General features: G+C 71.6%; 23 protein-coding genes. 13 read left to right on the top strand and 10 right to left on the bottom strand.

What is annotated here, in order from left to right; translation table 11 throughout:
- The first annotated feature begins 188 nt into the window (after window positions 1-188).
- The 3 genes from ACFYWM_RS11065 (at window position 189) to holA (ending at window position 4,938) form a co-directional block, all read left to right on the top strand.
- Window positions 189-1,067 carry a helix-hairpin-helix domain-containing protein gene (locus tag ACFYWM_RS11065; protein ID WP_389912086.1) on the top strand — a complete coding sequence of 293 codons (879 nt, stop codon included), beginning with the start codon at window positions 189-191 and terminating at the stop codon, window positions 1,065-1,067.
- 208 nt (window positions 1,068-1,275) lie between these two features.
- The gene (locus ACFYWM_RS11060; RefSeq protein WP_389912083.1) at window positions 1,276-3,789 is read left to right on the top strand and encodes a ComEC/Rec2 family competence protein; all 2,514 of its coding nucleotides are present in this window, start codon (window positions 1,276-1,278) and stop codon (window positions 3,787-3,789) included.
- A 177-nt stretch (window positions 3,790-3,966) separates the two neighbouring features.
- Window positions 3,967-4,938 carry a DNA polymerase III subunit delta gene (gene holA / locus ACFYWM_RS11055; RefSeq protein WP_389912080.1) on the top strand — a complete coding sequence of 324 codons (972 nt, stop codon included), beginning with the start codon at window positions 3,967-3,969 and terminating at the stop codon, window positions 4,936-4,938.
- A gap of 327 nt (window positions 4,939-5,265) precedes the next feature.
- Here the strand turns inward: holA and rpsT are convergent, their stop codons facing one another.
- On the bottom strand, window positions 5,266-5,538 hold the full coding sequence (gene rpsT, locus ACFYWM_RS11050; protein WP_389912078.1) for a 30S ribosomal protein S20: 273 nt from the start codon (window positions 5,536-5,538) through the stop codon (window positions 5,266-5,268).
- Between the two features lie 168 nt (window positions 5,539-5,706).
- Entirely contained in the window at window positions 5,707-6,708 is a 1,002-nt protein-coding gene (locus ACFYWM_RS11045) for a hypothetical protein (RefSeq protein WP_389912075.1), read from the bottom strand.
- Window positions 6,709-6,782: 74 nt separating this feature from the next.
- Here ACFYWM_RS11045 and lepA point away from each other — a divergent pair, with 74 nt between their 5' ends.
- On the top strand, window positions 6,783-8,621 hold the full coding sequence (gene lepA, locus ACFYWM_RS11040; RefSeq protein WP_389912072.1) for a translation elongation factor 4: 1,839 nt from the start codon (window positions 6,783-6,785) through the stop codon (window positions 8,619-8,621).
- Between the two features lie 63 nt (window positions 8,622-8,684).
- On the opposite strand, the gene ACFYWM_RS11035 is transcribed toward lepA, so the two are convergent.
- On the bottom strand, window positions 8,685-9,962 hold the full coding sequence (locus ACFYWM_RS11035; RefSeq protein WP_389912069.1) for a glycoside hydrolase family 18 protein: 1,278 nt from the start codon (window positions 9,960-9,962) through the stop codon (window positions 8,685-8,687).
- A gap of 145 nt (window positions 9,963-10,107) precedes the next feature.
- Between ACFYWM_RS11035 and ACFYWM_RS11030 the strand changes: the two genes are divergently transcribed.
- Window positions 10,108-11,037 (top strand): hypothetical protein, encoded by a 930-nt coding sequence (locus ACFYWM_RS11030; protein ID WP_389912066.1) that lies wholly within the window; start codon window positions 10,108-10,110, stop codon window positions 11,035-11,037.
- Window positions 11,038-11,144: 107 nt separating this feature from the next.
- Here ACFYWM_RS11030 and ACFYWM_RS11025 read toward each other — a convergent pair whose 3' ends face one another.
- On the bottom strand, window positions 11,145-11,492 hold the full coding sequence (locus tag ACFYWM_RS11025; protein ID WP_389912063.1) for a DUF5955 family protein: 348 nt from the start codon (window positions 11,490-11,492) through the stop codon (window positions 11,145-11,147).
- Entirely contained in the window at window positions 11,492-13,204 is a 1,713-nt protein-coding gene (locus ACFYWM_RS11020) for a hypothetical protein (protein WP_389912060.1), read from the bottom strand. Before ACFYWM_RS11020 ends, ACFYWM_RS11025 begins: the two co-directional genes overlap by 1 nt.
- A 211-nt stretch (window positions 13,205-13,415) precedes the next feature.
- On the opposite strand from ACFYWM_RS11020, the gene hemW reads away from it, so the two are divergent.
- A complete protein-coding gene (gene hemW / locus ACFYWM_RS11015; protein WP_389912057.1) occupies window positions 13,416-14,627 on the top strand; it encodes a radical SAM family heme chaperone HemW in 1,212 nt (403 codons plus the stop codon).
- Between the two features lie 25 nt (window positions 14,628-14,652).
- Here the strand turns inward: hemW and ACFYWM_RS11010 are convergent, their stop codons facing one another.
- The 3 genes from ACFYWM_RS11010 to ACFYWM_RS11000 form a co-directional block, all read right to left on the bottom strand.
- Window positions 14,653-15,354, bottom strand: a complete 702-nt coding sequence (locus tag ACFYWM_RS11010; protein ID WP_389912054.1) for a DUF4870 domain-containing protein — start codon at window positions 15,352-15,354, stop codon at window positions 14,653-14,655.
- Between the two features lie 33 nt (window positions 15,355-15,387).
- A complete protein-coding gene (locus ACFYWM_RS11005; RefSeq protein ID WP_389912051.1) occupies window positions 15,388-16,203 on the bottom strand; it encodes a DUF3097 domain-containing protein in 816 nt (271 codons plus the stop codon).
- A gap of 78 nt (window positions 16,204-16,281) precedes the next feature.
- The gene (locus ACFYWM_RS11000) at window positions 16,282-17,043 is read right to left on the bottom strand and encodes a hypothetical protein (protein ID WP_389912048.1); all 762 of its coding nucleotides are present in this window, start codon (window positions 17,041-17,043) and stop codon (window positions 16,282-16,284) included.
- 182 nt (window positions 17,044-17,225) lie between these two features.
- On the opposite strand from ACFYWM_RS11000, the gene hrcA reads away from it, so the two are divergent.
- The 3 genes from hrcA (at window position 17,226) to ACFYWM_RS10985 (ending at window position 20,248) form a co-directional block, all read left to right on the top strand.
- On the top strand, window positions 17,226-18,239 hold the full coding sequence (hrcA, locus tag ACFYWM_RS10995) for a heat-inducible transcriptional repressor HrcA (RefSeq protein ID WP_389912045.1): 1,014 nt from the start codon (window positions 17,226-17,228) through the stop codon (window positions 18,237-18,239).
- 14 nt (window positions 18,240-18,253) lie between these two features.
- A complete protein-coding gene (dnaJ, locus tag ACFYWM_RS10990) occupies window positions 18,254-19,396 on the top strand; it encodes a molecular chaperone DnaJ (protein WP_389912042.1) in 1,143 nt (380 codons plus the stop codon).
- 120 nt (window positions 19,397-19,516) lie between these two features.
- Window positions 19,517-20,248, top strand: a complete 732-nt coding sequence (locus tag ACFYWM_RS10985; RefSeq protein WP_389912040.1) for a 16S rRNA (uracil(1498)-N(3))-methyltransferase — start codon at window positions 19,517-19,519, stop codon at window positions 20,246-20,248.
- A gap of 233 nt (window positions 20,249-20,481) precedes the next feature.
- Here ACFYWM_RS10985 and ACFYWM_RS10980 read toward each other — a convergent pair whose 3' ends face one another.
- Both ACFYWM_RS10980 and ACFYWM_RS10975 read right to left on the bottom strand, forming a co-directional pair.
- The gene (locus tag ACFYWM_RS10980; protein WP_389912037.1) at window positions 20,482-21,177 is read right to left on the bottom strand and encodes a hypothetical protein; all 696 of its coding nucleotides are present in this window, start codon (window positions 21,175-21,177) and stop codon (window positions 20,482-20,484) included.
- Entirely contained in the window at window positions 21,174-21,653 is a 480-nt protein-coding gene (locus ACFYWM_RS10975) for a SigE family RNA polymerase sigma factor (protein WP_043655278.1), read from the bottom strand. Before ACFYWM_RS10975 ends, ACFYWM_RS10980 begins: the two co-directional genes overlap by 4 nt.
- A 283-nt stretch (window positions 21,654-21,936) precedes the next feature.
- On the opposite strand from ACFYWM_RS10975, the gene ACFYWM_RS10970 reads away from it, so the two are divergent.
- The 4 genes from ACFYWM_RS10970 to ACFYWM_RS10955 all read left to right on the top strand — a co-directional run bounded on the left by ACFYWM_RS10970 (window position 21,937) and on the right by ACFYWM_RS10955 (window position 25,349).
- Window positions 21,937-22,287: a histidine triad nucleotide-binding protein gene (locus ACFYWM_RS10970; protein ID WP_389912725.1), complete on the top strand. Its 351-nt coding sequence runs from the start codon at window positions 21,937-21,939 to the stop codon at window positions 22,285-22,287.
- 92 nt (window positions 22,288-22,379) lie between these two features.
- Window positions 22,380-23,447 carry a PhoH family protein gene (locus ACFYWM_RS10965; protein WP_389912035.1) on the top strand — a complete coding sequence of 356 codons (1,068 nt, stop codon included), beginning with the start codon at window positions 22,380-22,382 and terminating at the stop codon, window positions 23,445-23,447.
- A gap of 121 nt (window positions 23,448-23,568) precedes the next feature.
- Window positions 23,569-24,051, top strand: coding sequence for an rRNA maturation RNase YbeY (gene ybeY / locus ACFYWM_RS10960; RefSeq protein WP_344742683.1), 483 nt, complete (start codon window positions 23,569-23,571; stop codon window positions 24,049-24,051).
- Window positions 24,048-25,349 carry a hemolysin family protein gene (locus tag ACFYWM_RS10955; protein WP_389912032.1) on the top strand — a complete coding sequence of 434 codons (1,302 nt, stop codon included), beginning with the start codon at window positions 24,048-24,050 and terminating at the stop codon, window positions 25,347-25,349. The genes ybeY and ACFYWM_RS10955 overlap by 4 nt, the downstream gene beginning before the upstream one ends.
- The last annotated feature ends 141 nt before the right edge of the window (window positions 25,350-25,490 follow it).

Raw genomic sequence — 25,490 nt, 5'->3', positions numbered from 1 at the left:
GCCGGTTCGTGAGGTTCAAGCGGCCCGCGAGGTTCACCGGTCCGTGAGGTTCGCCGGTCCGTGAGGTTCAAGCGGCCCGCGAGGTTCGCCGGTCCGTGAGACCGGCCGATCCGGTCTGTGCGGCCCACTATCCACAGAACACGATTCGGCGAAAGTGCGCTCGCCGCCGCCTCCGTAACGTCCTGCGGGTGCGGACCACAGGCCAGAACACCGAGCGGTTCCAAGCCGAGTCGCGGCTGCGGAGCCTGACCGGAAGCGGATCACCCGACCCGGCGTCCCTGCCGTGCCGTCCGGCCGGCACGCCGTGCGTGGGCAGGCACGCGCGACCCGGCGCCCCGGGCGAGCCGGAGGACGCGGTCGTTCACGACGCCTCCTTCGCGCGTACGCGTTCGGCGCCGATCCCTCCGTCCTTCGAGGCGCTTCGCAAGGTCGTGGCCACCCAGAAGGCCGCGATCGGTCCTGACCGCCCGGGGCTGCGCCTCCTGCTGCTCGTCGCCCTCGTGGCCACCGTCGCGGGCGGTGTGTACGCCTGGCGCTCCCGGCCGGAGCCCGAGCCACTGGCCCCGCCGATGCCGGTCTCCGGGTCCCCGCTGTCGGCGCCCGTCACCGCTTCGCGGCAGCAGCCCATGCCGGTCGCCGAGCTGACCGTTCACGTGACGGGCAAGGTCCGCCGGCCAGGGGTGATCACGTTGCCCGGCGGTTCGCGGGTCGCCGACGCGGTCCAGGAGGCGGGGGGCGTCCGGGGAGCGGCCGCCACGGGATCCCTCAACCTCGCGCGCAAGCTCGTCGACGGCGAGCAGATCGTCGTCGGCCTTTCCGGCGCGGCCGCCGTCGCGGCGGCGCCCGCCACGGTGAGTCCCCCGGATCCCGCCACCGCCGTCGTCGACCTCAACACCGCCACCCCCGAGCAGCTCGAGCAGTTACCGGGCGTGGGCGAGGTGCTCGCCCGGCGCATCGTCGAATACCGCGACGCGCACGGCGGCTTCCGCTCCGTCGAGCAGCTCCGCGACGTGAGCGGGATAGGCGACCGGAAGTACGCCGAGATGCGTGACAAGGCCCGTGTCTGACGCCCCGGCCACGCGGACGGCCATGACGCGGTCCACCACGCTCGCCGCCCTCGACACCTCGGACGGCTCCGGTGGTCATAAGAGGTCCAGAGGGGCCGGAGAGGCTGAAAGGGCCGGAAGGTCCGGCGGTTCGGGAAGCCCGGACGGTTCCGGAAAGGGGTGGCGTGCGCACGCCACGCAGCTGGTCCTTCCGGCGGCCATCTCGTGGATGGCCGCTCTCGTCCTGCTGGGCTGCCCGGCCGTGACCGGTGCGGTGACGGCCGGCCTCATGGCCGCGGGTGCCCTGGCCGTGGCAGTCCTGACCCGAGGCCGGGAGGCGACGGGCAGACGGAACGCGGTGATCGCGGTCCTGGGATGCGCCGCCGCGGTGGCGGGGTCGGTGGCGTTCCGGGTGCACGCGGTCGGTACGGGGCCGGTCGCCGAGCTCGCGGGCAGGAACGCCTCGGCGACGGCCGAGGTGGTGGTGACCGACGACCCCAGGGAGACGAGGCAGAAAGGAGGGCCTTTCCCGCGAGAGGGTTTCGTGGTTCCCGCCCGGGTCGAGTCGGTCGGGACGGGAACGGGCAGGGTGGCGCTGCGGGCCCCGGTGGTGCTGTTCGTCTCCGGCGCCGGGTGGCGCTCCCTGCTGCCCAGCCAGCGCGTGGAGATCACCGGGCGCTTCGGCAGGGCCGACCCCGGGGAGCTGCTCGCGGCGGTGGTGCTGGTCAGGGGAGCGCCGCGGGCCCTGAGCGGGCCCTCCTGGGAACAGCGCGCGGCCGGGGCGCTCAGGTCGGGGTTGCGGGAGGCGGCCGACGTGTTGCCGCCGGCGCAGCGCGGGCTGTTGCCCGGCCTGGTGGTCGGCGACGTGTCCCGGATGGACGAGCAGGTCAAGGCCGACTTCAGGGCGGCGGGCCTGAGCCATCTCCTCGCGGTCTCCGGCGCGAACCTCGCCGTCGTGGCGGGAGCGGCGGTCGCGCTGGCCAGGACGGCCGGGCTGCCCCTCGCGGCGCGGGCGGTGCTGGCGATGGCGGCCATGGTCGCCTTCGCGGTCGTCGCCCGGCCCTCGCCCAGCGTGCTCAGGGCCCTCCTGATGGGCGGGGTCGCCGCCCTCGCCCTCGGTACGGGCCGCTCGCGCGACGGTGTCGCGGCCCTGTCGGTGACGGTCCTGGGGCTGGTCCTCTTCGTCCCCGAACTCGCCCGCTCCTACGGCTTCGCGCTGTCGGTCTCGGCCACCGCGGGCATCCTGGTCCTCGCCCCGGGCTGGCGCGACCGGCTCTCGACCCGCATGCCCCGGTGGCTCGCCGAGGCGACCGCCGTGGCCGCCGCCGCCCAGGCCGCGGTCACCCCCGTCCTGGTCCTGATGTCGGGGCAGCTCGCACCGGTGGCGATCCCGGCCAACCTGCTCGCGGGCCCGGCCGTGGCCCCCGCCACCCTGCTCGGCTTCGCGGTGGCGTTGATCGCGCCCCTGCACATGGGGCTCGCCCAGCTGCTGGTCCGTCCGGCGGGGCTGGCCACCGGATGGATCATCGAGGTGGCCGAGCACACCGCGGCGCTCCCGCTGGGCGTGGTTCCGTGGCCGGGCGGCGTCACCGGGTTGCTCCTGCTGGCCGCCGCCGTGCCGGTCGCCGTGCTGGTGCTGCGGCACCGGCGGCCACGCCTGATCGCCCTGGCGGCCCTGGCCGGGCTGGTCCTCGCCGTGACGGTGGCCGCGCCGATCGTGGCACGCTGGCCGCCTCGCGGATGGCTGCTGGTCGCCTGCGACGTCGGCCAGGGAGACGCCCTGCTCGTCGCGGCGGGGCCGGGGCGGGCCGTGGTGGTGGACGCGGGCCCGGACCCGGTGCCGGTGGACCGTTGCCTGCGCTCCATGGGGGTCGGGGAGGTGCCGCTGGTCATCCTCACCCATCCGCACCTCGACCATGTGGGCGGCCTCGACGGTGTCCTTCGCGGGCGTGCCGTGGGAGCGGTGGTGGTGACCCCGCACGGTGCCGGAGAGCGAGAGGGGGTGAGGCTGAGCGCTGACCTGGCCCGGCGCCACGTGGCCGAGTGGGCGGCGCGGCCCGGCGCGAGCTGGCGGTTCGGGCCCTCGGAGCTCACCGTCATCGGCCCGGCGGCCGAGGCCTCCCCGCCCGGCGCGGGGGAGGGGGCGGCCGTCAACAACGCCAGCGTCGTGGTGCACGTCCGCTGGGCGGCGGGGGCGGCCCTGCTCAGCGGCGACATCGAGACCGAGGCTCAGGCGGAGCTGCTCCGGCGCGGCCTGCCGCCCGCCGAGATCCTCAAGGTCCCGCACCACGGATCGGGCAGGTACGACCCGGCCTTCCTCGCCGCCTCCGGCGCCCGTGCCGCTCTGATCAGCGTGGGGGCGGACAACGGCTACGGCCACCCCGCCCCGTCGACCCTGGCCGCGCTGCACCGGCTCGGCGTGCGCGCCTACCGGACGGATCTGTCGGGCGACCTCGCGGTGGTGGTCCGCGAGGGGGCTCTGGCCGTCGTCGCCCGTGGACGCGCGGCCCCGTTGGCGGGCGGCCCGGGGCCCCCGGTCCGGACGGACGGGGCCGGTGCGGGTCAGGCCCCGGTCCTGGCCGGGCGGTGGGGGTGGTCTCCTGCCCGGACCGGGCGGTGGGCGGCGGTTCCCGGCTCCGGCCGGGAGGCGCGGGTCAGCTCCCGGTCCTGGCCGGGCGGCGGAACTCGGTGTTCACGTCGGCGGCGTAGACCGACCGGCTGCAGCGCGCGCAACGGTACATGATCGGGCCCTCGTCGAGGGACGTCCCGCAGCGCGGGCAGGCGTGGCGGCGAATAGTGGAGTTTGTCATGATTCTCACCTCCTGTGCTGTTTCCAGAGTGCCCCGTGGCACCTGCATTTCGATTGCGAACGACTTGCCGACGGCTCATCCGGTCACCCGGACGTGGCATGCTGCTCGACATGGCGGCAACCGATCCGGCACCCGTGATCCTGATACTCGGCGACGAGGAACTCCTGGCCGACCGCGCGGTGAGCGAGGTGACCTCGGCGGTCAAGGCCGCCGACCCGACCGCCGAGGTGCACGATCTCCCCGGTTCGAAGATGGAGCTCGGAGAGCTCACCCGCATGACGTCGCCCTCGCTGTTCGGCGACAGGTCCGTGGTGGTCGTCCGCTCGGCCCACGACCTCGGCAAGGACGTCATCGCCGAGGTCGTCTCCTACGCGGCCCGCCCGGCGGAGGAGACCGTGCTGGTCCTCGTCCACCCGGGGGGCGTCAAGGGGAAGGCCCTGGTCGACGGGCTCAAGAAGGCCGGAGCCCAGGTGGTCCCCGTCACCAAGGTGACCAAGGCGGCCGAGCGCCTGGCGTTCGTCAAGACGGAGCTGAAGCGGGCCGGGCGCACCATCGGGGCCGACGCCGCCGCCGCGCTCCTCGACGCCGTGGGCAACGACCTTCGCGAGCTGGCCGCCGCGTGCAGCCAGCTCGCCTTCGACACCCCCGGCAAGACGATCGACGAGGCCGCCGTCGCGCGCTACCACCGGGGCAGGGCCGAGGTGAGCGGGTTCACCGTGGCCGACTCGGCCGTCGAGGGGCGGCTGGGCGACGCCCTGGAGCAGCTGCGCTGGGCGCTCTCGACCGGTACGGCGCCGGTCCTGCTGGTGAGCGCGCTCGCCGGGGGGCTGCGCTCGCTGGCCAAGGTGGGAGGCGCTCCCCGTAACCTCCGGGGCGGCCAGCTCGCCAGCCATCTCGGCATGCCGCCCTGGAAGATCGAGCGGGTCCAGCGGCAGCTGAACGGCTGGGGCCCGGAGGGCCTCGCCCGTGCGATCCAGGCCGCGGCCCTCGCCGACGCGCAGGTGAAGGGTGGCGGGGCCGACCCGGCGTACGCGCTGGAGCACATGGTCCAGACCGTGGTGGCCAGCCGCACGGGGCGCTAGGCACGCCTAAGAGCCGGGAGGGCTGAGGGAGACGCGGCCGGGGCCGGGAACCAGGCACGCCCGGGGCCCGGTAGGGCCGGGGGAGACACGGCCGGGGCCGGGAAGAGCCAGGAAGAGCCGGGGTGAGGCGTGGCTAGGGGCCGGGAAGAGCCGGGGTGAGGCGTGGCTGGGGAAGATCCGGCCTGAGATTCGCGAGACAGGGCGTCAGGCACACGGGGAGCGGGGTCCGCCTGAGACGCGAGGCAGGGCCCGGCACGGGAGGGAAAACCGGCCTGAGACGCAAGAACGCCGCATCCCCGGAGGGAGCGGCGTTCGCGAGACCTGGAACTACTTGGCGGCCGACAGGGCGGCGGCGCGCTGGGCGATCGCCGACTTGCGGTTGGCGGCCTGGTTGCGGTGGATCACGCCCTTGCTGGCAGCCTTGTCCAGCTGGCGGGAGGCGGCGCGCTGCAGCACGACGGCCTCTTCGACGTTGCCCTGGTCGGCGGCCTCGCGGAACTTGCGGATGGCCGTCTTCAGGGAAGACTTGACAGCCTTGTTACGCAGCCGGGCCTTCTCGTTCTGCCGGTTGCGCTTGATCTGGGACTTGATGTTCGCCACGAAGAAGCCTCGGTGAATGTCGTTGGATGGGGCGCGCGGGCAGAGAGGGCGCGCCACACGCAGTTGACTAGGCTACCAACTGCCGTGGTCGACACTCAAATCGACGGGCCGGGCAGAAGGATGCCTGATCAGTTTAGCGTGTGATGATGATGGCTCGGACCGGAACGCTCACGGCTTGAACCAGAACTTCTCGTACTCCGCCCAGTCCTCCTTGGTGGCGGCGAAGTCGACGTAGAGCGCCAGGCCGAAACGCTCGCGCGGCCTGCCGTACGAGGTCAGCGCCAGCCGGGCGCCCCTGGCCGCGTTCTCGACGCTCTCGGCCTCGTCGGCCCAGGCCACGCCGTGGTCGTGATAGGCCGGGGCGCCGATCAGCACCGTCTTCTCCTCGGGGACGAGCTCCAGCGCCAGCGAGCTCTGCCGTACGACGTAGCCGCCGTAGACGGAGGGGAAGGGGAGGTAGGAGTCGTAGGTCATGATCGCGACCTGGTCGGTGAGCTTGGCGACCTGGCCGAAGTAGCCGGGCGACCAGTACTTGTCGCGGCCGGTGACGGCGCGCGCGGCCGGGCGGACGAGCGGGAACGGCTCGATCTGCGGGGTGGAGGTGGAGAGCAGGCCGTCGCCCACGATCGCGCGGGTCTGGGTCAGCAGGTCGAGGAAGTCGGTGTCGCCGTCGCCGATCGGCTCGAAGTTGTAGTGGACGCCGTCGAAGCCGAGCGCCGTGATCGCGCGGGCGCCGTCCAGCACGCGCTTCCTGGAGGCCGCGTCGTCGAGGTCCAGGACGCCGTCGACCTTCTGGCCGAGCCAGGCCGACACCCTGACCTTGGGAAGTTCCTCGCGCCACCACTTCAGGAAGTCGGCCGCCTTCGGGTGCTTGCCGGCGGGCAGGGTCCCGTCGGGGTCGAAGGGGCCGGAGTGGACGTACACGTCCCTGATCCCGGTCTTTCGCAGCCGGGCGGCGAGGGTGCGCACGTCGTCTGCCGTCTTGCGGCCGTCGACCCAGGCGTGGCCCAGCCACAGGGCGTCGTGGCCGGTCGTCTTGGCCCACGGGGCGGGTGTCCCGGTAAACTGCAGGGTGAGGGTGGCCACGGCCACCCCGGGAAGCGCGAGGAGCAGGGCCGCCACCATAGCGAGGAACCGCAGGCCGCGCCGTGCTCTGGTCCGGGCAATCACCCGGACATGTCACCATGGAAGACGGCTGGCATGCCAGCCGTGTGATCGTCATCAATCTGTTGAAACGGACCCCGGTGCGCATTCAGCCTGGCCAGACCGACCCCGCTGTGCTCCGCAACTTCTGCATCATCGCGCATATCGACCATGGCAAGTCGACGCTCGCCGACCGGATGCTGCAGATCACCGGAGTGGTCGACGACCGTTCCATGCGTGCTCAGTACCTCGACCGGATGGACATCGAACGCGAACGCGGCATCACGATCAAGTCGCAGGCGGTCAGGCTCCCGTGGAAGGTCGGCGACACCGACTACGTCCTCAACATGATCGACACCCCCGGGCACGTCGACTTCACCTACGAGGTCTCCCGGTCGCTCCAGGCGTGCGAGGGCGCGATCCTGCTGGTCGACGCCGCGCAGGGCATCGAGGCGCAGACGCTGGCCAACCTCTACCTGGCCATGAACAACGACATGACGATCATCCCGGTGCTCAACAAGATCGACCTGCCCGCGGCCCAGCCGGAGAAGTACGCCGCGGAGATCGCCCACCTCATCGGCTGCGAGCCGGAGGACGTGCTGAAGGTCTCCGGCAAGACCGGCGTGGGCGTCTCCGAGCTGCTGGACCACGTGGTCGCGAACGTCCCGGCCCCGGTCGGCGACGCCGACGCGCCCGCCCGCGCGCTGATCTTCGACTCGGTGTACGACACCTACCGCGGCGTGATCACCTACGTCCGGGTCATGGACGGCCACCTGGGCAAGCGCGAGCGCATCCTGATGATGTCGACCACCGCCGCCCACGAGACGCTGGAGATCGGCGTCATCTCGCCCGAGCCGAAGATCGCCGACCAGGGGCTCGGCGTCGGCGAGGTGGGCTACCTGATCACCGGCGTGAAGGACGTCCGCCAGTCGCGGGTCGGCGACACGGTGACCTCCGTGACGCGCCCGGCGGTCAAGGCGCTCAGCGGGTACGAGCACCCCAAGCCCATGGTCTTCTCCGGCCTGTATCCCATCGACGGCGACGACTACCCCGACCTCCGCGAGGCCCTGGACAAGCTCCAGCTCAACGACGCCGCCCTCGACTACGAGCCGGAGACCTCCGCGGCCCTGGGCTTCGGGTTCCGCTGCGGCTTCCTGGGCCTGCTCCACATGGAGATCGTCCGCGAGCGGCTGGAGCGCGAGTTCAACCTCTCGCTCATCTCCACCGCGCCCAACGTGGTCTACCGGGTGATCATGGAGGACGGCAAGGAGGTCGTCGTCACGAATCCCTCGGAGTTCCCCACCGGCAAGGTGGAGAAGGTCTTCGAGCCGATGGTCAAGACGACCGTGCTCGTCCCCTCGGAGTTCATCGGCGCCATCATGGAGCTCTGCCAGAACCGCCGGGGCAACCTGCAGGGCATGGACTACCTGTCCGAGGACCGTGTCGAGATCCGCTACACCATGCCGCTCGGCGAGATCATCTTCGACTTCTTCGACCAGCTCAAGTCCCGTACGCGCGGCTACGCCTCGCTGGACTACGAGCCCTCGGGCGAGCAGGAGTCGGACCTGGTCAAGGTCGACATCCTGCTCCAGGGCGAGGCCGTGGACGCCTTCAGCGCCATCGTCCACCGGGAGAAGTCGTACGCCTACGGGGTCGAGATGGCCAAGAAGCTGCGCGAGCTCATCCCCAGGCAGCAGTTCGAGGTGCCGATCCAGGCGGCCATCGGCGCCCGGGTCATCGCCCGTGAGAACATCCGCGCCATCCGCAAGGACGTCCTCGCGAAGTGCTACGGCGGCGACATCTCCCGCAAGCGCAAGCTGCTGGAGAAGCAGAAGGAGGGCAAGAAGCGGATGAAGATGGTCGGCCGCGTCGAGGTGCCCCAGGAGGCGTTCGTCGCCGCTCTGTCCACCGAGTCGTCCACGGACAAGCCCAAGAAGTAGAACGTGCGGGCGAGGCCGCAGATGATCCAGATCCTGCGGCCTCGCCCGGTATGAGAGGGTCGCTCAGCGCAGGACGCTGTAGAGCGCCGAGGTGAGCGACGCCTTGCTGTCGTCCTGGTCGATGGACCACATCATCGAGCCGCCGAGGCCCTTCAGGCGGATGTAGGCCGCCTTCTGGAGCAGCGAGGCCGGGTCGTCGTAGGACCAGAACTCGTTGCCGTCGTAGAGCCACACGGACCCGGTCAGCAGGTCGCGGTAGCGCTTGCCCGGCTTGTTCACGAGGATCTTGTAGTCCTCGCTTCCGGCCGCGAAGGTGCCGGGAGCCGGGCCGGTGGCGGTGCCGTACAGGCCGTTCCTGCCGCCGGTGACGCCGGTCCAGCCCTGGCCGTACGCCGGTACGCCCACCACGAGCTTCTTGGCGGGTGCGCCGCGCGTCAGGTAGTCGCGGACGGTCTGGTCCACGCTGTACTTCACCGGGTGCGGGTCGCGCCGGTCGGTGAACAGGTTGCCGTTGTGGCCGGTGACGGTCTCCCAGGAGCCGTGCAGGTCATAGCCCTGGATGGTGGCGAAGGTGAGCTGCCTGAAGACGTCGCGGACCTCGAAGCCCGCGTCGATCTTCGCGGCGGCGGCGGGCAGGAAGGCGGTCAGCTCGGTGCGCCGGTCGAACTCGTTCATCTGGCGGCGGAGCTCGGTGACGAACAGGGTGAAGTTCCGCTTGTCCTCGGGGCGGATGACGTTGCCGACCTCGCCGGAGGAACCGGGCCACTCCCAGTCGAGGTCGATGCCGTCGAACACGCCCGCCCCGGTGCCGGCCGCGGTGCCGGGCAGGTTGCCCTTGAGCCACAGGTCGATGCAGGAGGAGGCCAGCTTGGCGCGGCCCTCGGGGGTGAGCACCGCGTCGGAGAAGTACTTCGAACCGGTCCAGCCGCCGAGGGAGATCAGAGCCTTGAGCCCGGGGTGCTTGGCCTTGAGCTTCTTCAGCTGGTTCAGGTTGCCGTTCAGCGCCTGGCCCTCGGCGTCGGCGACGCCGTCCACGCTCTGCTCGGCGGGCACCGGGCGCTGCCAGTCGGCCCACGGGTCGGGGGAGTAGCAGTCGCCCCCGGCGTTGACGAAGCCGAAGGCGTAGTTGATGTGGGTCAGCTTGGCGGCGGCGCCGCTGGTCTCCATGTCCTTGACGTGGTAGTTGCGACCGTAGACGCCCCACTGGATGAAGTAGGCGACCCGCTTGTAGCGGTCACCGTGTCCCTGGGGGGTCTGGGCCTGGGCCGGGGCCGGTAGGGCCACCGCCGCGAGACCCGCGGCGAGGGCTGCCGCGATCACTTTACGGAGGAGTCTCTGCACGGGCTTCTCCACTGCTTGGAATAGTAACTTATAGGAAACTTTCCTTTAAGTTTTCACGGATCGTAGACCTGCGTGATCTGGCCGTCAACGGCCAACGGCGTTTTGACCGGTCGGCGGCGGGATGCTTCGGCTAACTTGGCAAGGCATGGAGCAGCAGGCGTTCTGCAACCGATGTGGCACCCCTGTGCGCGGGCTGTCGAGATGCCCCGGGTGCGGGGCGTCGACAGGGGGGCGGCCTCCGCTGGGCCAGTCCCCGCCGGCCCAGCCCTCGCGCGACGTTCCCCCCGGCGAGAACCGGGTCCCGCCCGGCGAGTGGCGGCAGGATCCCGCCGACTGGCAGCAGCACCTCCCTCCGGAGGAGCGGCCTCCCCAGCGGGACGAGCGGCCCTGGCGACCTCCGCCGAACCGGGGCCGCGACCGGCCGCCCCGAGCGGATCGCAAGGTCTGGCCGCTGGTCACGACGGCCACGGTCCTCGCGATGGCGCTGGCCGCCGCCGGGGCCTTCCGGCTCGTCCCGCCGGAGAGCGGCACGTCCGTGGCGGGCGGCGTCGGGGCGGCGGCGAGCGGTGACCGGGCGGAGGCCGAGACCGGGACGCCTTCGGCGGGGCGGGCTCCCCAGGGGCCCCAGGACGCCGAGACCCAGGCCAGGGTCCTCGACGCCCTGCTCGCCGACAGCGGCGGCTCCAGGTCGGGCCTCGGCTCGGCCCTCGGCCAGCTGCGCTCCTGTGAGGGCACCGCCACCGGGCTCGCCACGCTCCAGCGGATCACCGCCGCCCGCCGCGAGCAGGTGGTCCAGGTCGGCGCGCTGAGCACCGGCGAGCTTCCCGGAGGCGACGCGGTCAAGGCGCGCCTCACCAGGGCCCTCACCGCCTCCTTCGACGCCGACGAGGCGTTCCTCGCCTGGGCGACCCGCCAGGAGGCCGAGTGCGACCGTGCCTGGAGCGGCGACGCCGACTACCGGCGGGGCCTGGCCTTCTCCGGCGAGGCGACCACGGCCAAGCGGGGCTTTCTGAGGCTGTGGAACCCCCTCGCCCGGCGGTACGGCCTGCCGGTGCGGGCCGAGCACGAGATCTGACCCGCTGGAACCCACGGGAGACGCCTCGGCGGAGCGCCGGTCCCGCCCACGACACGGGCGCTCCGGCGGGCTCGGCCGGGAGGGGCCGGGAGAGGGCGGGCCCGTGGTCACGAGGAGAGCAGGGCGATGAGGGCCGTCACGGCCTCCGCGACGGCGGCCACCGAGGCGACGCGCCCGGAGAGCCGGGTCAGGGTGTCGGACAGGTGGGCGGGGTCGGGGTTCTCCTCCAGCAGCTCGGCTTCGAGCAGGTCGGTCTCCCTGAGCACCGGCCGGATGTCGCCGAGCTCGTCCGCGTGACGCCGTGTCAGGTCACGGACGAGGGCGATCAGCTCGGTGGCGCGGTCGTCGCCGGGGGGCGTGCCCACGTGCTGCACGGCTCGGGCCCCCTTCCCGGCGGCGACGGGCCCGTTGACGGTGCCGCCGGTGATCTGGATCCCGTGGTTGGTGTTCGTCATCACGCGTCTCCCCGGTGCTGTGTCGTCGTCGCCGTCGCTCCGGCACCGGCTGCGACGGGCCCGTTGACGGTGCCGCCGGTGATCAGCGCACCGTTGTTGATCAGGGTCGCCGCCTGGCTCCGGTACCCGCTGGTGTCGACCTCCCTGGCCTCCAGGTAGTCCAGGACCGCCTCGGTCAGCCGCTGCTCGATCAGCTTGGTGTACTTGTCGGCGTCCAGGACCTGGGTGAAGCGGTCGAGCCGGGGCTCCGCCCCCAGCTCGCGCACGCTCTCCCTCACCCCGAAGGGGTAGGCCAGGTAGTCGGCGGGGTCGGGCGCGGTGGCGTTCTGCCGCAGCCTCCGGAAGGCCGTGCGGACGAGGCGGAAGGGCGCGAAGACCACGTCGGCGATCAGGTCGAGCCTGACGCGCTTGACGACCTCCCAGAGCAGGGCGCCCCTGCTCAGCGAGAACAGCTCGTCGATGTGGAAGTCGTCCCTGACGGGCGGCATCACCGCCAGCACGAACTGCGTGTAGAGCATCCGCCCCTCCACGGCCAGGTGGACGAAGGCCGAGACGGTGATCTCCTGGTCCTCGGCGGGGGCGACGACCTGCCCCGCCGCGTTCCTGATCTCCGGCCCCTCCGCGCCCACGGTGATCCGCTGGTAGTAGCGCATCCCGCCCTGCGGGTGGCGCCCCACCGCGTCGACGATGTCCGGGGTCGCCTCGGTGAGGGGGCGTCTCCCCTCCGGATCGAGGAAGGGATGGCTCGGGAACGCCCGGCGGCCCGGCAGGTTCGCGCTCTGCCAGTCGGCCCGGGTGAAGGTGCCCCGCGCCGCGACGTGGTCGCTGATGCGCAGCCGGCCGATCCGCTCGCCCTGCCACTCGACGGCGTCGCGCATCTCCGCGATCCGCGCGTGGACGAAGGCGTGGAGGTCCATCGGGTCGATCCGCACGCGTTGCCGCGGCTCGGGACCCACACCGGCGGGCCGGTGCTTCAGCCGGTCCAGCTCCACCGCGATCGACCAGGAGCGTCGTACTCCTCCTGAACCGACGAACGGATTCTCGTTCCCATAAAGGGTGATATTTCCCCATTGAGCCCTGTTGATATAGGCGAGTCGCTGCCGGAATTCCGGCGCCTCCTCGATACTGCCGCCACGAGCGCCCGGTTTGAGGCTATTTATAATAGTAAAATAGCGCATCACCCAGTAACCGATGGCAACGGCGAAAAGGGCCACGATCAGCAGCAGTGTGAGCAGCGAGTACAGGATCGGTGAGGTGCCGGAAGACTGCCCGGTCACCTCGCCGGTCACGGGGTCGTAGCCGAGAGGCCGCGAGTACGCGCTGGAGAGGGTGGAGAGGAACGCCAGCACCCCGAAGGCCACGGAGAGCGGTGCCCAGATGACGAGCAGCAGCAGGGCGCGCAGCCCGACGGAGAGCCGGCGCACCCTCGGAAGGGCCAGCACGGCCAGGGGCAGCAGCAGGCTCAGCCAGGAGAGCGTGGAGGTGAAGGACAGGACCAGCGAGAGGGCGAGCAGGGCGCTGAGGACCGCGTCGCGGATCAACGCGAGCCGCTCGGCCCGCAGGCAGTGCAGGACCACCGGCAGCAGGTCGAACCCGCCGTGGGACGGGGGGACGGCCCGGTAGGGGTCGCCGAGGACCTCGCTCAGGACGCGGTCACGGAAACGGTCGTCGAGATAGGCGCCGGCGCAGAGATAGCGGGTGGCGTTTCGCATCGGGGGCCGTTGCGCGTGACCGTTGGCGGGGTCGCTGGATGTTTGTGATGAGTGGCTCATACATTCCTTGGGGTGTTTCACAGCGATATAGCGCAAATATCGGCTGAAACGCTATGGCGGTTCGTGCCGGGAGGATGGGGAAATCGCCGGTTAAGTTGGGGCCCAAGCTCCGGCGTACCGCGCATCGCCGGGGAGGCGGCAGACTTGGGGCGTGCCATCCACACTTCCCGACGGCGATCCCGTACCCACCTCGGGCGAGCTGCCGGAGAGCGCGCTCGCCGGGCTCGGCGAGCGGCCCTTCGGCTTCTACGTCCACGTCCCCTTCTGCGTGACCCGGTGCGGTTACTGCGACTTCAACACCTACACGGCTTCCGAGCTCGGGCCGGGCGCGTCGCAGAAGGACTACGCGGACACCGCCGTCGACGAGGTGCGGCGGGCGCGGGCCAATCTCGGCGCCACGCGCCTCCCCGTCGAGACCGTGTTCTTCGGCGGGGGAACCCCCACCCTGCTCCCCGCCGGGGACCTGGTACGGATCCTGCGGGCGATCGACGAGGAGTTCGGGCTCGCCCCCGGCGCCGAGGTGAGCACCGAGGCCAACCCCGAGTCGGTGGACCCCGCCTACCTGGCGGAGCTGCGCGCGGGCGGGTTCAACCGGATGAGCTTCGGGATGCAGAGCGCCCGCGAGCACGTGCTCCAGGTGCTCGACCGCCGCCACACCCCCGGCCGCCCCGCGCGGGCCGTACGGGAGGCGAGGGAGGCCGGGTTCGAGCACGTCAACCTCGACCTGATCTACAGCACGCCGGGGGAGAGCGACGACGACTGGCGCGCGTCGCTGGCCGCGGCGATCGAGGCGGGGCCCGACCACGTCTCCGCGTACTCGCTGATCGTCGAGGACGGGACGAAGCTGGCCGCCAGGATCAGGCGCGGCGAGCTCCCGATGCCCGACGACGACGTGGCCGCCGACCGCTACCTGATCGCCGACGCCATGCTGGCCGAGGCGGGGTTCGAGTGGTACGAGGTGTCCAACTGGGCCACCTCGGAGGCCGGGCGCTGCCGGCACAACCTGCTCTACTGGACCGGCGGCGACTGGTGGGGCGTCGGCCCGGGGGCGCACAGCCACGTCGGCGGCACCCGCTGGTGGAACGTCAAGCACCCCGCCGCCTACGCCCAGCGCCTGGCCGCGGGCACCTCGCCCGCGCACGCGCGCGAGGTGCTGGGCCGGCGGGACAGGGCGGTGGAGCGGCTGATGCTGGAGCTGCGTCTCGCGCAGGGCTTCCCGCTCCGGGAGCTGGAACGCCCCCCGGTGGTGGCCCGCGCGCTGGCCGACGGCCTGCTGGAGGTGGAGCCGTTCAAGGCGGGCCGCGCGGTGCTCACCCTGCGCGGCCGCCTGCTGGCCGACGCCCTGGTCCGCGACCTCACCTGAGGCCGGGGCCCGGCGGCCGGCCGGGTCAGCTGACGAAGCGGATGTTCACCGGATAGCGGTACGTCTCTCCCCGGTTGGCCGCCACCGCGGCGACGATCGTCATGACGATCGAGCCGATCCAGAGGAAGAACATCAGCACGAAACCGATGAGCACGAACGCCAGGATCCAGGAGACGAAGTAGACGATCAGCACCGTGAGCTGGAAGTTGAGCGCCTCGGCCGCCTGGTCGCGCGCGTAGGGCGACTCGTCCTTCTTCGCCAGATAGAGCACCAGCGGCCCGACGAAGGAGGTCAGCAGGCCCAGCAGGTGGGCGAGCATCGCCATGGTGGTGTCGTCGCTGCCGGGCCGCGGGCCGTACGTGCCGGGCGGCGCCTGGTAGCCGTATCCCTGCGCGGCGCCGTAGGAGTTGTACGCGTTGTACGCGCCGTGCTCGGGGTATCCGGGTCCGGGCTGGTAACCGCCCTGGTGGCCGCCCGCGTCGTACGGGGAGGCGGGCGGCGGGTAGCCCCCGTATCTCTGGTCCTGCCCGTAGCCCTGGTTCGGCTGTCCGTGGCTTTGGTCCGGCTGTCCGTGCCCTTGACCCGGCTGCCCGTAGCCCTGGCCCGGCTGTCCGTGGCTTTGGCCGGGGGGCGGGGCGCCCTGGCCGGGCCACGTGTGGCCGGGCGGGGGGTCGCCGATGCGCCGGGTCCGGTCGTCGCCCGGTGGGTCCTCGGGGTTCTCGCTCATGTCCCCTCCTGAAGATCCTGAAGAATTGACGGCCTAGTCATCCTCGCCGGGAGCCGTCACGAAGTCGATCAGCTCCTCGACGGGACCGAGGAGCTCGGGCTCCAGGTCGGCGTACGTCGTGACCGATCCGAGAATGCGGCGCCACGCGACGCCGGGCTCCACGTCCCAGCCCAGCGCGGCGACGACGCCCTCCTTCCAGGGCACGCCGCGCGGCACCGACGGCCAGGAAGGGATCTTGAGCACGCGCGGCCTGACCGCCTGCCAGACGTCCACGAACGGATGGCCGACGACCAGCACGTGCGGTGAGGAGACCCGGGCGGCGATCCGGCTCTCCTTGGAACCGGGGACCAGGTGGTCGACGAGCACGCCCAGCCGCCGTCCCGGCCCCGGGCCGAACTCCTCGACGATCGAGGGCAGGTGGTCGACGCCCTCCAGATACTCCACGACCACGCCCTCGACCCGCAGGTCGTGCCCCCACACCTTCTCCACGAGCGCGGCGTCGTGCACGCCCTCCACGTAGATCCGGCTCTCCTTGGCGACCTGGGCCCGCAGGCCCTCCACCGCGATGGAGCCCGACGCGCTCCGCCTGGGACCGCGCGGCGCGGCGGCGGGCCGCACGAGCGTCACCACCCGGCCCTCCAGGAGGAACGCGGCCGGCTCCAGCGGGAACACCCGGCGGCGCCCGAACCGGTCCTCCAGGGTGACGGCCTCCTTGTCGCAGGCCACCACGGCGCCGCAGAAGCCGCCGTCGGCGTCCTCGACGACGAGGTCGAGCTCCGCGGGCACCTGGGGGATCGTCCCCCTGCGCGGGCGCCGCCAGTCTCCCGCCAGAACGTCACGTTCGTACATCACCGACCGCCCACCCTCTCTCCCCGGGACCAGGTGGGACCTCCCCGGGATCAGGTGGGACGCTAGCAAACACCACCGTCACCCGCCGTAGGGTCCCGGCTGTCCCCACTGCCCCACCGGCACCGCGGCGGCCCGGCGCTTGCGGGCGCCGCTCCGCCTCACCAGCACGACGATCGTGACGACGATGGCCAGCAGGATCCCGATCGCGGGGATCAGGAACAGGGCGAGCACCCCGCCCACCAGCGAGTCGGCGGCCAGTTCCTTGCCCACGCCGAAGGTCGTGCCCTCGGCGGGATCGGCGGAGCACTGGACCTGGTAGTCGCCCGCCTGGTCCACGCCGACCCGCAGGCCCATCTCCCAGGTGACGCCGTCGGAACCCGCGACGGTCTGCTGGATGTCGGGCTTCTGCAGGCTGGGCGTGCCCGTGCCGCCCTTCAGCGTGCACTCGAACTGGGTGGGGCCGCCGGTGGCGACGTAGATCGCCGGCTTGTCCGCGGGATCGATCTTGACCGTCGCGGCCTGGCCGGGGGCGAACGTCTGCGTCGGCGCCGCGTCGGTGACCGCGTTGAAAAGGCCCCCGGCGAAGCCGCCGATGCCGACGACGATGCTGACCAGGGCGAGCAGCCAGACCCCGACGATCCACCCGATGCTCGGCTTGATCTTCCCGCTGGGCGGGGGCGGTCCCTGCGGGGCGCCGTAACCGGGGGGCGCGTAGCCGTACGAGGGGGGCTGCTGGCCGTACTGCTGCTGGCCGTACTGCTGGCCGTACGGCTGCTGGGGGGCGCCGTGACCGGGGTTGCGGGAGGCATCGCCCGGATAAGAACCGAAATCGTTGGACATGCCCAAATTGTGGTGGGTGCCGCTTGGATCGCGATAGCAGTTGACTTGACAACGGCTTGCCGTCATCATCCGCAGCTCTTGCTTATCGCGCCTTCCGCACCGGGGCCGTACACTTGGCACTCGGGAACACAGAGTGCCAAACCTCGTGTTTCCCTATGAACGCAGGCAGGGAGGTGACCACGTTGGTCGACGACCGAAAGCTCGCCGTGCTTCGCGCCATCGTCGAGGACTACGTGTCCACCAATGAGCCGGTGGGTTCGAAGGCTCTCGCGGACCGGCACAACCTCGGGGTGTCCCCGGCGACGATCCGCAACGACATGGCGGTGCTGGAGGAGCAGGGCTACATCGCCCAGCCCCACACCAGCGCCGGGCGGGTGCCCACCGACAAGGGCTACCGCCTCTTCGTCGACAGGCTCTCGCAGGTGAAACCCCTGTCGAGCGCGGAACGCAAGGCCATCGAGAGCTTCCTCGCGGGCGCGGTGGACATCGACGACGTCGTCATGCGGACGGTGCGGCTCCTCGCCCAGCTCACCCGGCAGGTCGCCGTGGTGCAGTACCCCACGCTGACCCACTCGACGGTGAGGCACGTCGAGCTGGTGCCGCTGAGCGAGCGCCGGCTGATGTTCGTGCTGATCACCAACACCGGCCGGGTCGAGCAACGCGTGGTCGAGCTGTCCAGCGTCGTCGACGAGCAGCGCGTGGCCCACCTGCGCGCGATGCTCAACGCCTCCCTCGACGGGTGCGGGCTCACCAGCGTCCCCGACAAGGTCGCGGACCTGCCGGAGCGGTTGCCCACGGAGGACCGGCCGCTCGCTGCCACTATCCTGTCAGTGCTGCTGGAGTCCCTGGTGGACCGGCATGATGAGAAGATCGTTTTTGCCGGGGCCGCCAACCTCGCGGGAGCCGACTTCACCGTCGGTCTCCGCGACGTGCTGGAGGCCCTGGAAGAGCAGGTCGTGCTGATGCGACTGCTCGGTGAGACCTCGGACCTTTCGGCGCTGACCGTGCGGATCGGCTCGGAGAACCCCTACACCGGACTCCAGGGCACGTCCATCGTCGCCGCCGGATACGGTTCGGGGGACAAGCAACTGGCCCGGCTCGGTGTGCTGGGCCCGACGCGAATGGACTACCCGGTCACGATGGGCGCGGTGCGCGCGGTGGCACGCTACGTCAGCCAGATCCTGGCTGCATCATAAGAGGTCAACGAAAAGTGGCTAAGAGCGACTACTACGGCACCCTCGGGGTGCGCCGCGACGCCAGTGCGGAAGAGATCAAGAAGGCGTACCGCCGCCTGGCGCGCGAGCTGCATCCCGACGTCAACCCCGACCCCGAGACCCAGGAACGCTTCAAGGAGATCACCCAGGCCTACGAGGTCCTGTCCGACTCCAACAAGCGGCAGATGTACGACATGGGCGCCGACCCGTTCGCCTCGGGCGGTGGCGCGGGGGCCGGAGGCTTCGGCGCGGGCTTCCCGTTCAGCGACATCATGGACGCCTTCTTCGGCGCGGCCGGTGGCGGCGGTGGCCGCGGCCCCCGCTCCCGGGCCCGGCGCGGGCGCAACGCCACCATCCGGGTCGAGCTCGACCTGCGTGAGTCGGGCTTCGGCACGACCCGCGAGCTGGTCGTCGACACCGCCGTGGTCTGCGACGTCTGTACCGGCTCCGGCGCCGCGGCCGGCACCCACCCCGACACCTGTGACATGTGTCATGGCCGGGGCGAGGTGTCCCAGGTCACCCGGTCCTTCCTCGGCCAGGTCATGACCTCCCGCCCCTGCCCCCAGTGCGGCGGCTTCGGGTCGATCATCCGCAACCCCTGCCAGGAGTGCTCCGGCGACGGCCGGGTCCGCACCCGGCGGACCATCAAGGTCCGCATCCCGGCCGGCGTCGAGGGCGGCACCCACATCCAGCTCGCCGGCGAGGGCGAGATCGGCCCGGGCGGAGGCCCGCCCGGCGACCTGTTCCTGGAGATCGTCGAGCGCCCCCACGAGATCTTCGAGAGGCGCGGCGACGACCTGCACTGCACCGTGCAGATCCCGATGACCGCGGCCGCGCTCGGCACCATCCTGACCATGGAGACGCTCGACGGCGCCGAGGAGCTCGACATCCGCCCCGGCACGCAGTCGGGGCAGACGATCCCGCTCTACGGGCGGGGCGTGCAGCGCCTGAACGAGACGGGCCGCGGCGACCTGCTGATCCACGTGAACGTGGAGACCCCTGCCCGCCTCGACGCCGAGCAGGAGGGTCTCCTGAAGGAGCTCGCCAGGCTCCGCGGCGAGGAGCGCCCGCCGGGCAAGTTCGCCCCCGGGCAGCAGAGCTTCTTCTCCCGCCTGCGCGACGCCTTCAATGGCCGCTGACGACCAGACCCGCTCACAGGCCCGGTTGCATCGGCGCGACCGGGCCCGCCTCCGGCCGGGCCGTCCCGGCCGGGGCCGCTCCGGGGCCCGGCGCCCCGGCACGGTCCGCCCCGACGGCCCATGACCGTCCCGGTCTTCCTGGCCGACCCCGCCGACCTGGCCAGGCCGGCGTTCGTCTTCGGCGGTCCCGAGGGACGCCACGCGGCGGCCGTACGGCGGCTGCGGGCGGGCGAGCGGCTCGACCTGACCGACGGGGCGGGCTCCGTCGCCGAGTGCGTGGTGACCGAGGCGGGCAAGGACTCGCTCCGGGTCGAGGTGCTGCGCCGCCACGAGGTTCCCGTACCTTCACCGCGCCTGGTCGTGGTCCAGGGCCTGCCCAAGGGCGACCGGGGCGAGCTGGCCGTGGAGATGATGACCGAGGCGGGGGTCGACGTGATCGTCCCCTGGTCCGCGGCCAGGTGCGTCACCCAGTGGAAGGGCGAGCGGGCGGCCAGGGCGCTGGCCCGCTGGCGTTCCACGGCGCGTGAGGCGGGCAAGCAGTCGCGCCGCTTCCACCTGCCCGAGGTGAGGGAGCTCGCGTCCACCGCGAAGGTCGCCGCCCTGCTGTCGGCGGCGGCGCTGGGCGTGGTGCTGCACGAGGAGGCCGCCGTCCCGCTGTCCGGCCTGTCCCTTCCGGCCGGTGGCGACATCGTCGTGGTGGTCGGCCCCGAGGGCGGGGTGTCGGGGGAGGAGATCGCCGCGTTCCGCGAGGCCGGGGCGGTGCCGGCGCTGCTCGGGCCGACGGTGCTGCGGACCTCGACGGCCGGGGTCGTCGCGGCGGCGGTGCTCCAGACGCGCAGCGGCCGCTGGTGACACCGGGCCGGTGGTGACACCCGGCCGGTGGGCAGCCGGTCACCTTGCGAAGGCCGTCTTGCGAAGGCCGTCTTGCGACGGTCACCTCCCGATGGTCGCCGGTCCCGGTGGATCCGTGTGACGAGACCTCCGATGACTCGCCCCGCGAAGAGGGCGGGAGGATCTCTGAGGGCACGCCCCGCGAAGGGGACGGCGAGAGAACCGGTCAGGGGCCGCCGTGACCGGTCACCGCGCTAGCTCTGGGTGGGGAGCGGGATCGGGCTGCCCACCTCCGTGGGCAGGGGAGGCGACGCGTCGTCCGAGGGCGCGCACCCGTCGGGCGAGCACGGGCTCTCCGAGGGGGCGGGCTTCGTCGGCGTCGGCGTCGCCTCGATCTCCTCGCACTTCCTGAGGATCCCGCTGGGCTCGACGGTGGGGCTGTCGAGAGGGGTGGGGCAGGTGGGGGTCGGCGTCGGCGTCGCCCTGGGAGTCGCCGGAGCCTGGGGCGCCCTGGAGGTCGGCCGCGCGCTGGGCGCCACGCTCCTGGACGGTGTGGGCTTCGGCGAGAGCATGGTGGCGCCGGGTTCCGACCTGCCGGGGGCGGGGAGCGGGGCGTGGTCGGACGGCGGCTGCGAGGCGGGCGCCGGGGGGCGTGAGGTGGCGGACCCGTCGACGGGAGGGGTCGACGCGTTGAAGTTGACCCACTCGGTCCTCACCTGGCGGCCCACCTCCTCGCGGAACTGGGGAACCACCATGACGACGGTCGCCGCGACGAGGACCGCGCCGGCGACGGAGGCTCCGGTTCGCCACCACACCAGGCGGCGGAGCCCGCGCCGCTCGATGCGGCCGCGGATCACCTCCAGCCCGTCCGGGGAGGGAACGACCGAGTTCGCCTCCGCGCTGAGCGCGCGGCGAAGCAGCTCGCCGTACTCATCCGGGGAGTCGGTCATGACAGTTGCTCCAGTGAGGTTCGTAGGGCGGCCATCCCGCGAGCCGTGTGGCTCTTGACCGCGCCTTTGCTGATGCCCATCGCATGGGCGATCTGCGCCTCGGACAGGTCTCCGTAGTAACGCAGGACCAGGGCCTCCCGCTGGCGTGCGGGCAGCCCGCGAAGCGCCTCGATGACGGCGGAACGCTCGAACTCGCCGATCGCCCCGTTCTCGGCGCTCGGCGCGTCGGGCATGCCCTTGGGCGCGTACTTCTCGACGACCGCCCGGTGCCGAAGCACCGAACGTGATCGGTTGACGACCGACTGTCGCAGGTAGGCCAGTGCCTTGTCGGTGTCGCGCAGTCGGCGCCAGGCGCCATGGATGGCGACGAACGCGTCCTGCACGACCTCCTCCGCGGTTGCCATGTCGCGGACGAGTAGGACGGCGAGACGCACAAGAGACCGATAGTGCGCGCTGTAGAGCGCGGTCACGGCCATGTCGGCATCCCATCCGACGGGCACCGCCCCGAGCGACCTGTCGGCCACGAGGGTCTCGGTGGTCACATCAGTGGGACGCTTGGCCTTCCCAGAGGGTTTACGCTCTTCCGGTTCATTAGGGGGCATGACCCAGTCGTGTCCTCGCCAGGCGGCCATATATTGCTGCGCGCAAAGGGCTGTCGTGGTTGAAGTTTTGCACACCCACCATATCTGGGTGGATCTTTGTTTGCGGACGGGAACCATCACCGATTCGCAACGTCCTCAGCGGTATGGTGCCTGCATGGTGAGCGAAGCCGACTGCCTGTTCTGCAGGATCGTGGCCAAGGAGATTCCCGCGAAGATCGTCCATGAGACCGATCGCACGCTGGCCTTCCGCGACGTCAACCCCCAGGCGCCGACCCACGTGCTGGTGATCCCCAAGGGCCACTACCGGGACGCGGCCGCCCTTGCCGCCGCCGACCACGGCCTGGCCGACGAGGTGATCAAGGCCGCGCACGAGGTCGCCCGGCAGGAGGGGATCGCCGAGCCGGGCTACCGGCTGGTGTTCAACACCGGGCCCGCGGCCGGCCAGACCGTCTTCCACGTGCACGGACACGTTCTCGGCGGGCGCGACCTGCGGTGGCCGCCCGGCTGAAAACAGGTAGGCGCGATCTTGGTGATCGCGGCTAGCATGGCGTTGAAGTTCCGCGCCTATATCTGGAGGCGAACAGGCCGTAAGGCCCGCTCATGTCCGAGACAAACGATTCCAGCAGAACGCCGACGAGGTCCCGGGGTGCCAGCCGGACCCAGGCGAAGGTGGTTATTCCGGACGATCAGTCGATGGTCAGCCTGCTGGGCTCGCGCGACGAGTTGTTGCGCGTCATCGAGGGCGCCTTCCGCGCCGACATCCACGTCCGTGGCAACGAGATCACCGTCACCGGCAGTCCCGAGGAGAGCAGCACCGTGGTGCGGCTCTTCGAGGAGATGTCCGAGCTCGTCCGCGGGGGCGCGCAGCTCACGGCCGACGCGGTCGAGCGCAGCATCGCCATGCTGCGGATGACCTCCGACCGGCCCGCCGAGGTTCTCTCCCTGGACATCATCTCCTCGCGGGGCCGGACCATCCGCCCGAAGACGGTGAACCAGAAGCGTTACGTCGACGCGATCGACAGGTTCACCATCGTCTTCGGCATCGGACCGGCCGGCACGGGCAAGACCTACCTCGCCATGGCGAAGGCGGTGAAGGCCCTCCAGGAGAAGAAGGTCAACCGGATCATCCTCACCCGCCCCGCGGTCGAGGCGGGCGAGCGGCTGGGCTTCCTGCCCGGCACGCTCTACGAGAAGATCGACCCCTACCTGCGCCCGCTCTACGACGCGCTGCACGACATGCTCGACCCCGACTCGATCCCCAGGCTGATGGCCGCAGGCACGATCGAGGTGGCCCCCCTGGCCTACATGCGCGGCCGTACGCTCAACGACGCCTACATCATCCTGGACGAGGCGCAGAACACCTCGCCGGAGCAGATGAAGATGTTCCTGACGCGGCTGGGCTTCAACTCGAAGATCGTCGTCACCGGAGACGTCACCCAGGTCGACCTGCCCAACGGCACCCAGAGCGGCCTCAGGGTCGTCCAGGACATCCTCGAGGGCATCTCCGACATCCACTTCAGTCGCCTGACCAGTGCCGACGTGGTGCGGCATAAGCTGGTGGGGGACATCGTGGACGCGTACGGGCGCTACGACGAGACGCAGCGCCAGAGCAGCGCGGTGGAGCAGATCAAGGGCGTGGTCAAGCAGCGCCCCCGGGGGAGATCATGAGAGCGGACGGGCCGGCGGCCGGTCGAGAAGTGACGGGCACGGAGCGACTCCGGCGCGGGAAACCGATCGGGTCGTGTCGTACGAACCGGTCGCGCGGCGGGCGGGGAGCGGTGGACGGACGATGAGCGTCGAGGTCAACAACGAGTCAGGCGTCGAGATCGACGAGGGGCTCATCGTCTCGCTGGCGGGGCACGTGCTGGAGCGGATGGGCATCAACCCGCTCGCCGAGCTGTCGATCCTGGTCGTCGACGAAGAGGCCATGTCGGTGCTGCACGAGCAGTGGATGGGCGAGCCGGGTCCCACGGACGTGCTCGCCTTCCCGATGGACGAGCTGCGCCCCGGTCCCGGCGCGGGGGCCAGGCAGGAGGGCGACGCGCCCACCGACCCGGCGCTCCTGGGCGACGTCGTGCTCTGCCCGCAGGTGGCCGCCAAGCAGGGGGCCGAGGCCGGGCACGGCACCGAGGCCGAGCTGGAGCTGCTGTGCACGCACGGCATCCTCCACCTGCTCGGCTACGACCACGCCGAGCCCGAGGAGCACAAGGAGATGTTCGGCCTTCAGGGCGAGCTTCTGGAGTCGTGGCGGGAGGTGCGCCCCCAGCGGTGAGTTTCGCCAACGGGTGGTTGTTCTCGGCCGTCGTCCTCGTCGTGGTCGGCGGGTTGATCGCCAGCGCGGAGACGGCCCTGACCCGCATCTCAAGGGTTCGCGCGGAGGAGTTCGTCCGTGACGGCCGCCGGGGCGCGGAGCGCCTGCAGGCCATCGTCGCCGACCCGCCCCGCTACCTGAACCTGCTGCTCTTGCTCCGGCTGAGCTGCGAGCTGGTCGCCACGGTGATCGCCACGCTGCTCTTCATCGACTGGCTCGGCGACCAGGGGTGGGCCTACACCGCCGCCGCCGCCGTCATGATCGTCGTCAGCTACGTGATCGTCGGGGTCTCCCCGCGCACGCTGGGCCGCCAGCACGCCGAGCCGATCGCGCTCGCCAGCGCGCCCCTGGTCTACGGCCTGACCCGGATCTTCGGGCCCCTGCCCAAGCTGCTCATCCTGCTCGGCAACGCCGTGACGCCCGGCAAGGGCTTCCGCGAGGGGCCCTTCACCTCCGAGGCCGAGCTGCGCGACCTGGTCGACCTGGCCGAGGAGCGCAGGGTCATCGAGCCCGACGAGCGGGAGATGATCCACTCGGTCTTCGAGCTCGGCGACACCCTGGTCCGCGAGGTCATGGTGCCGCGCACCGACATGGTGTTCATCGAGCGCGGCAAGACGCTGAACCAGGCCCTGTCGCTCGCCCTGCGCAGCGGCTTCTCGCGCATCCCGGTGGTCGGCGAGAACGAGGACGACGTCATCGGCATCGCCTACCTCAAGGACATCGCCCGCCGGGTGCAGGACACCGGTGACGACGGACGAGCCGAGCCGGTTGAGGCCCTCATGCGCCCGGCCACCTACGTGCCGGAGAGCAAGCCGATCGACCAGCTCCTCCGCGAGATGCAGGCCCGCCAGATCCACCAGGCCATCGTCATCGACGAGTACGGCGGCACGGCCGGGCTGGTCACCATCGAGGACATCCTGGAGGAGATCGTCGGTGAGATCGCCGACGAGTACGACCAGGAGGCGCCCAGGGTGGAGCCGCTGGAGGACGGCGCGGTCCGGGTGACCGCCAGGCTCCCGGTGGGGGACCTGGAGGACCTGTTCGGCATCGAGCTGGAGGTCGACGACGTCGAGACCGTCGGCGGGCTGCTGGCGCACGCGCTGGGCCGGGTGCCGATCGCCGGTTCCCAGGCGGTGGTGGAGGGGCTCAGCCTGACGGCCGAGAGCCTCGCCGGGCGCCGCAACCGGATCGGCACGGTCCTCGTCACCAGGGCGGTTCCCGCCGAGTCCGACTCGGTCTCGGCCTCCGCCGACCAGTAAGGGCCTCCGGGCCCCGGGCCGCCTCGGCGGCCCGGGATGCGCCTGGCCCGGGATGCGCCTGGCCCGGGATGCGCCTGGCCCGGGATGCGCCTGGCCCGGGATGCGCCTGGCCCGGGATGCGCCTGGCCCGGGATGCGCCTG

The sequence above is a fragment of the Streptosporangium sp. NPDC002721 genome (assembly GCF_042888905.1).
Taxonomy (GTDB): Bacteria; Actinomycetota; Actinomycetes; order Streptosporangiales; family Streptosporangiaceae; genus Streptosporangium.
This window is presented reverse-complemented; position numbering and strand designations above follow the sequence as displayed.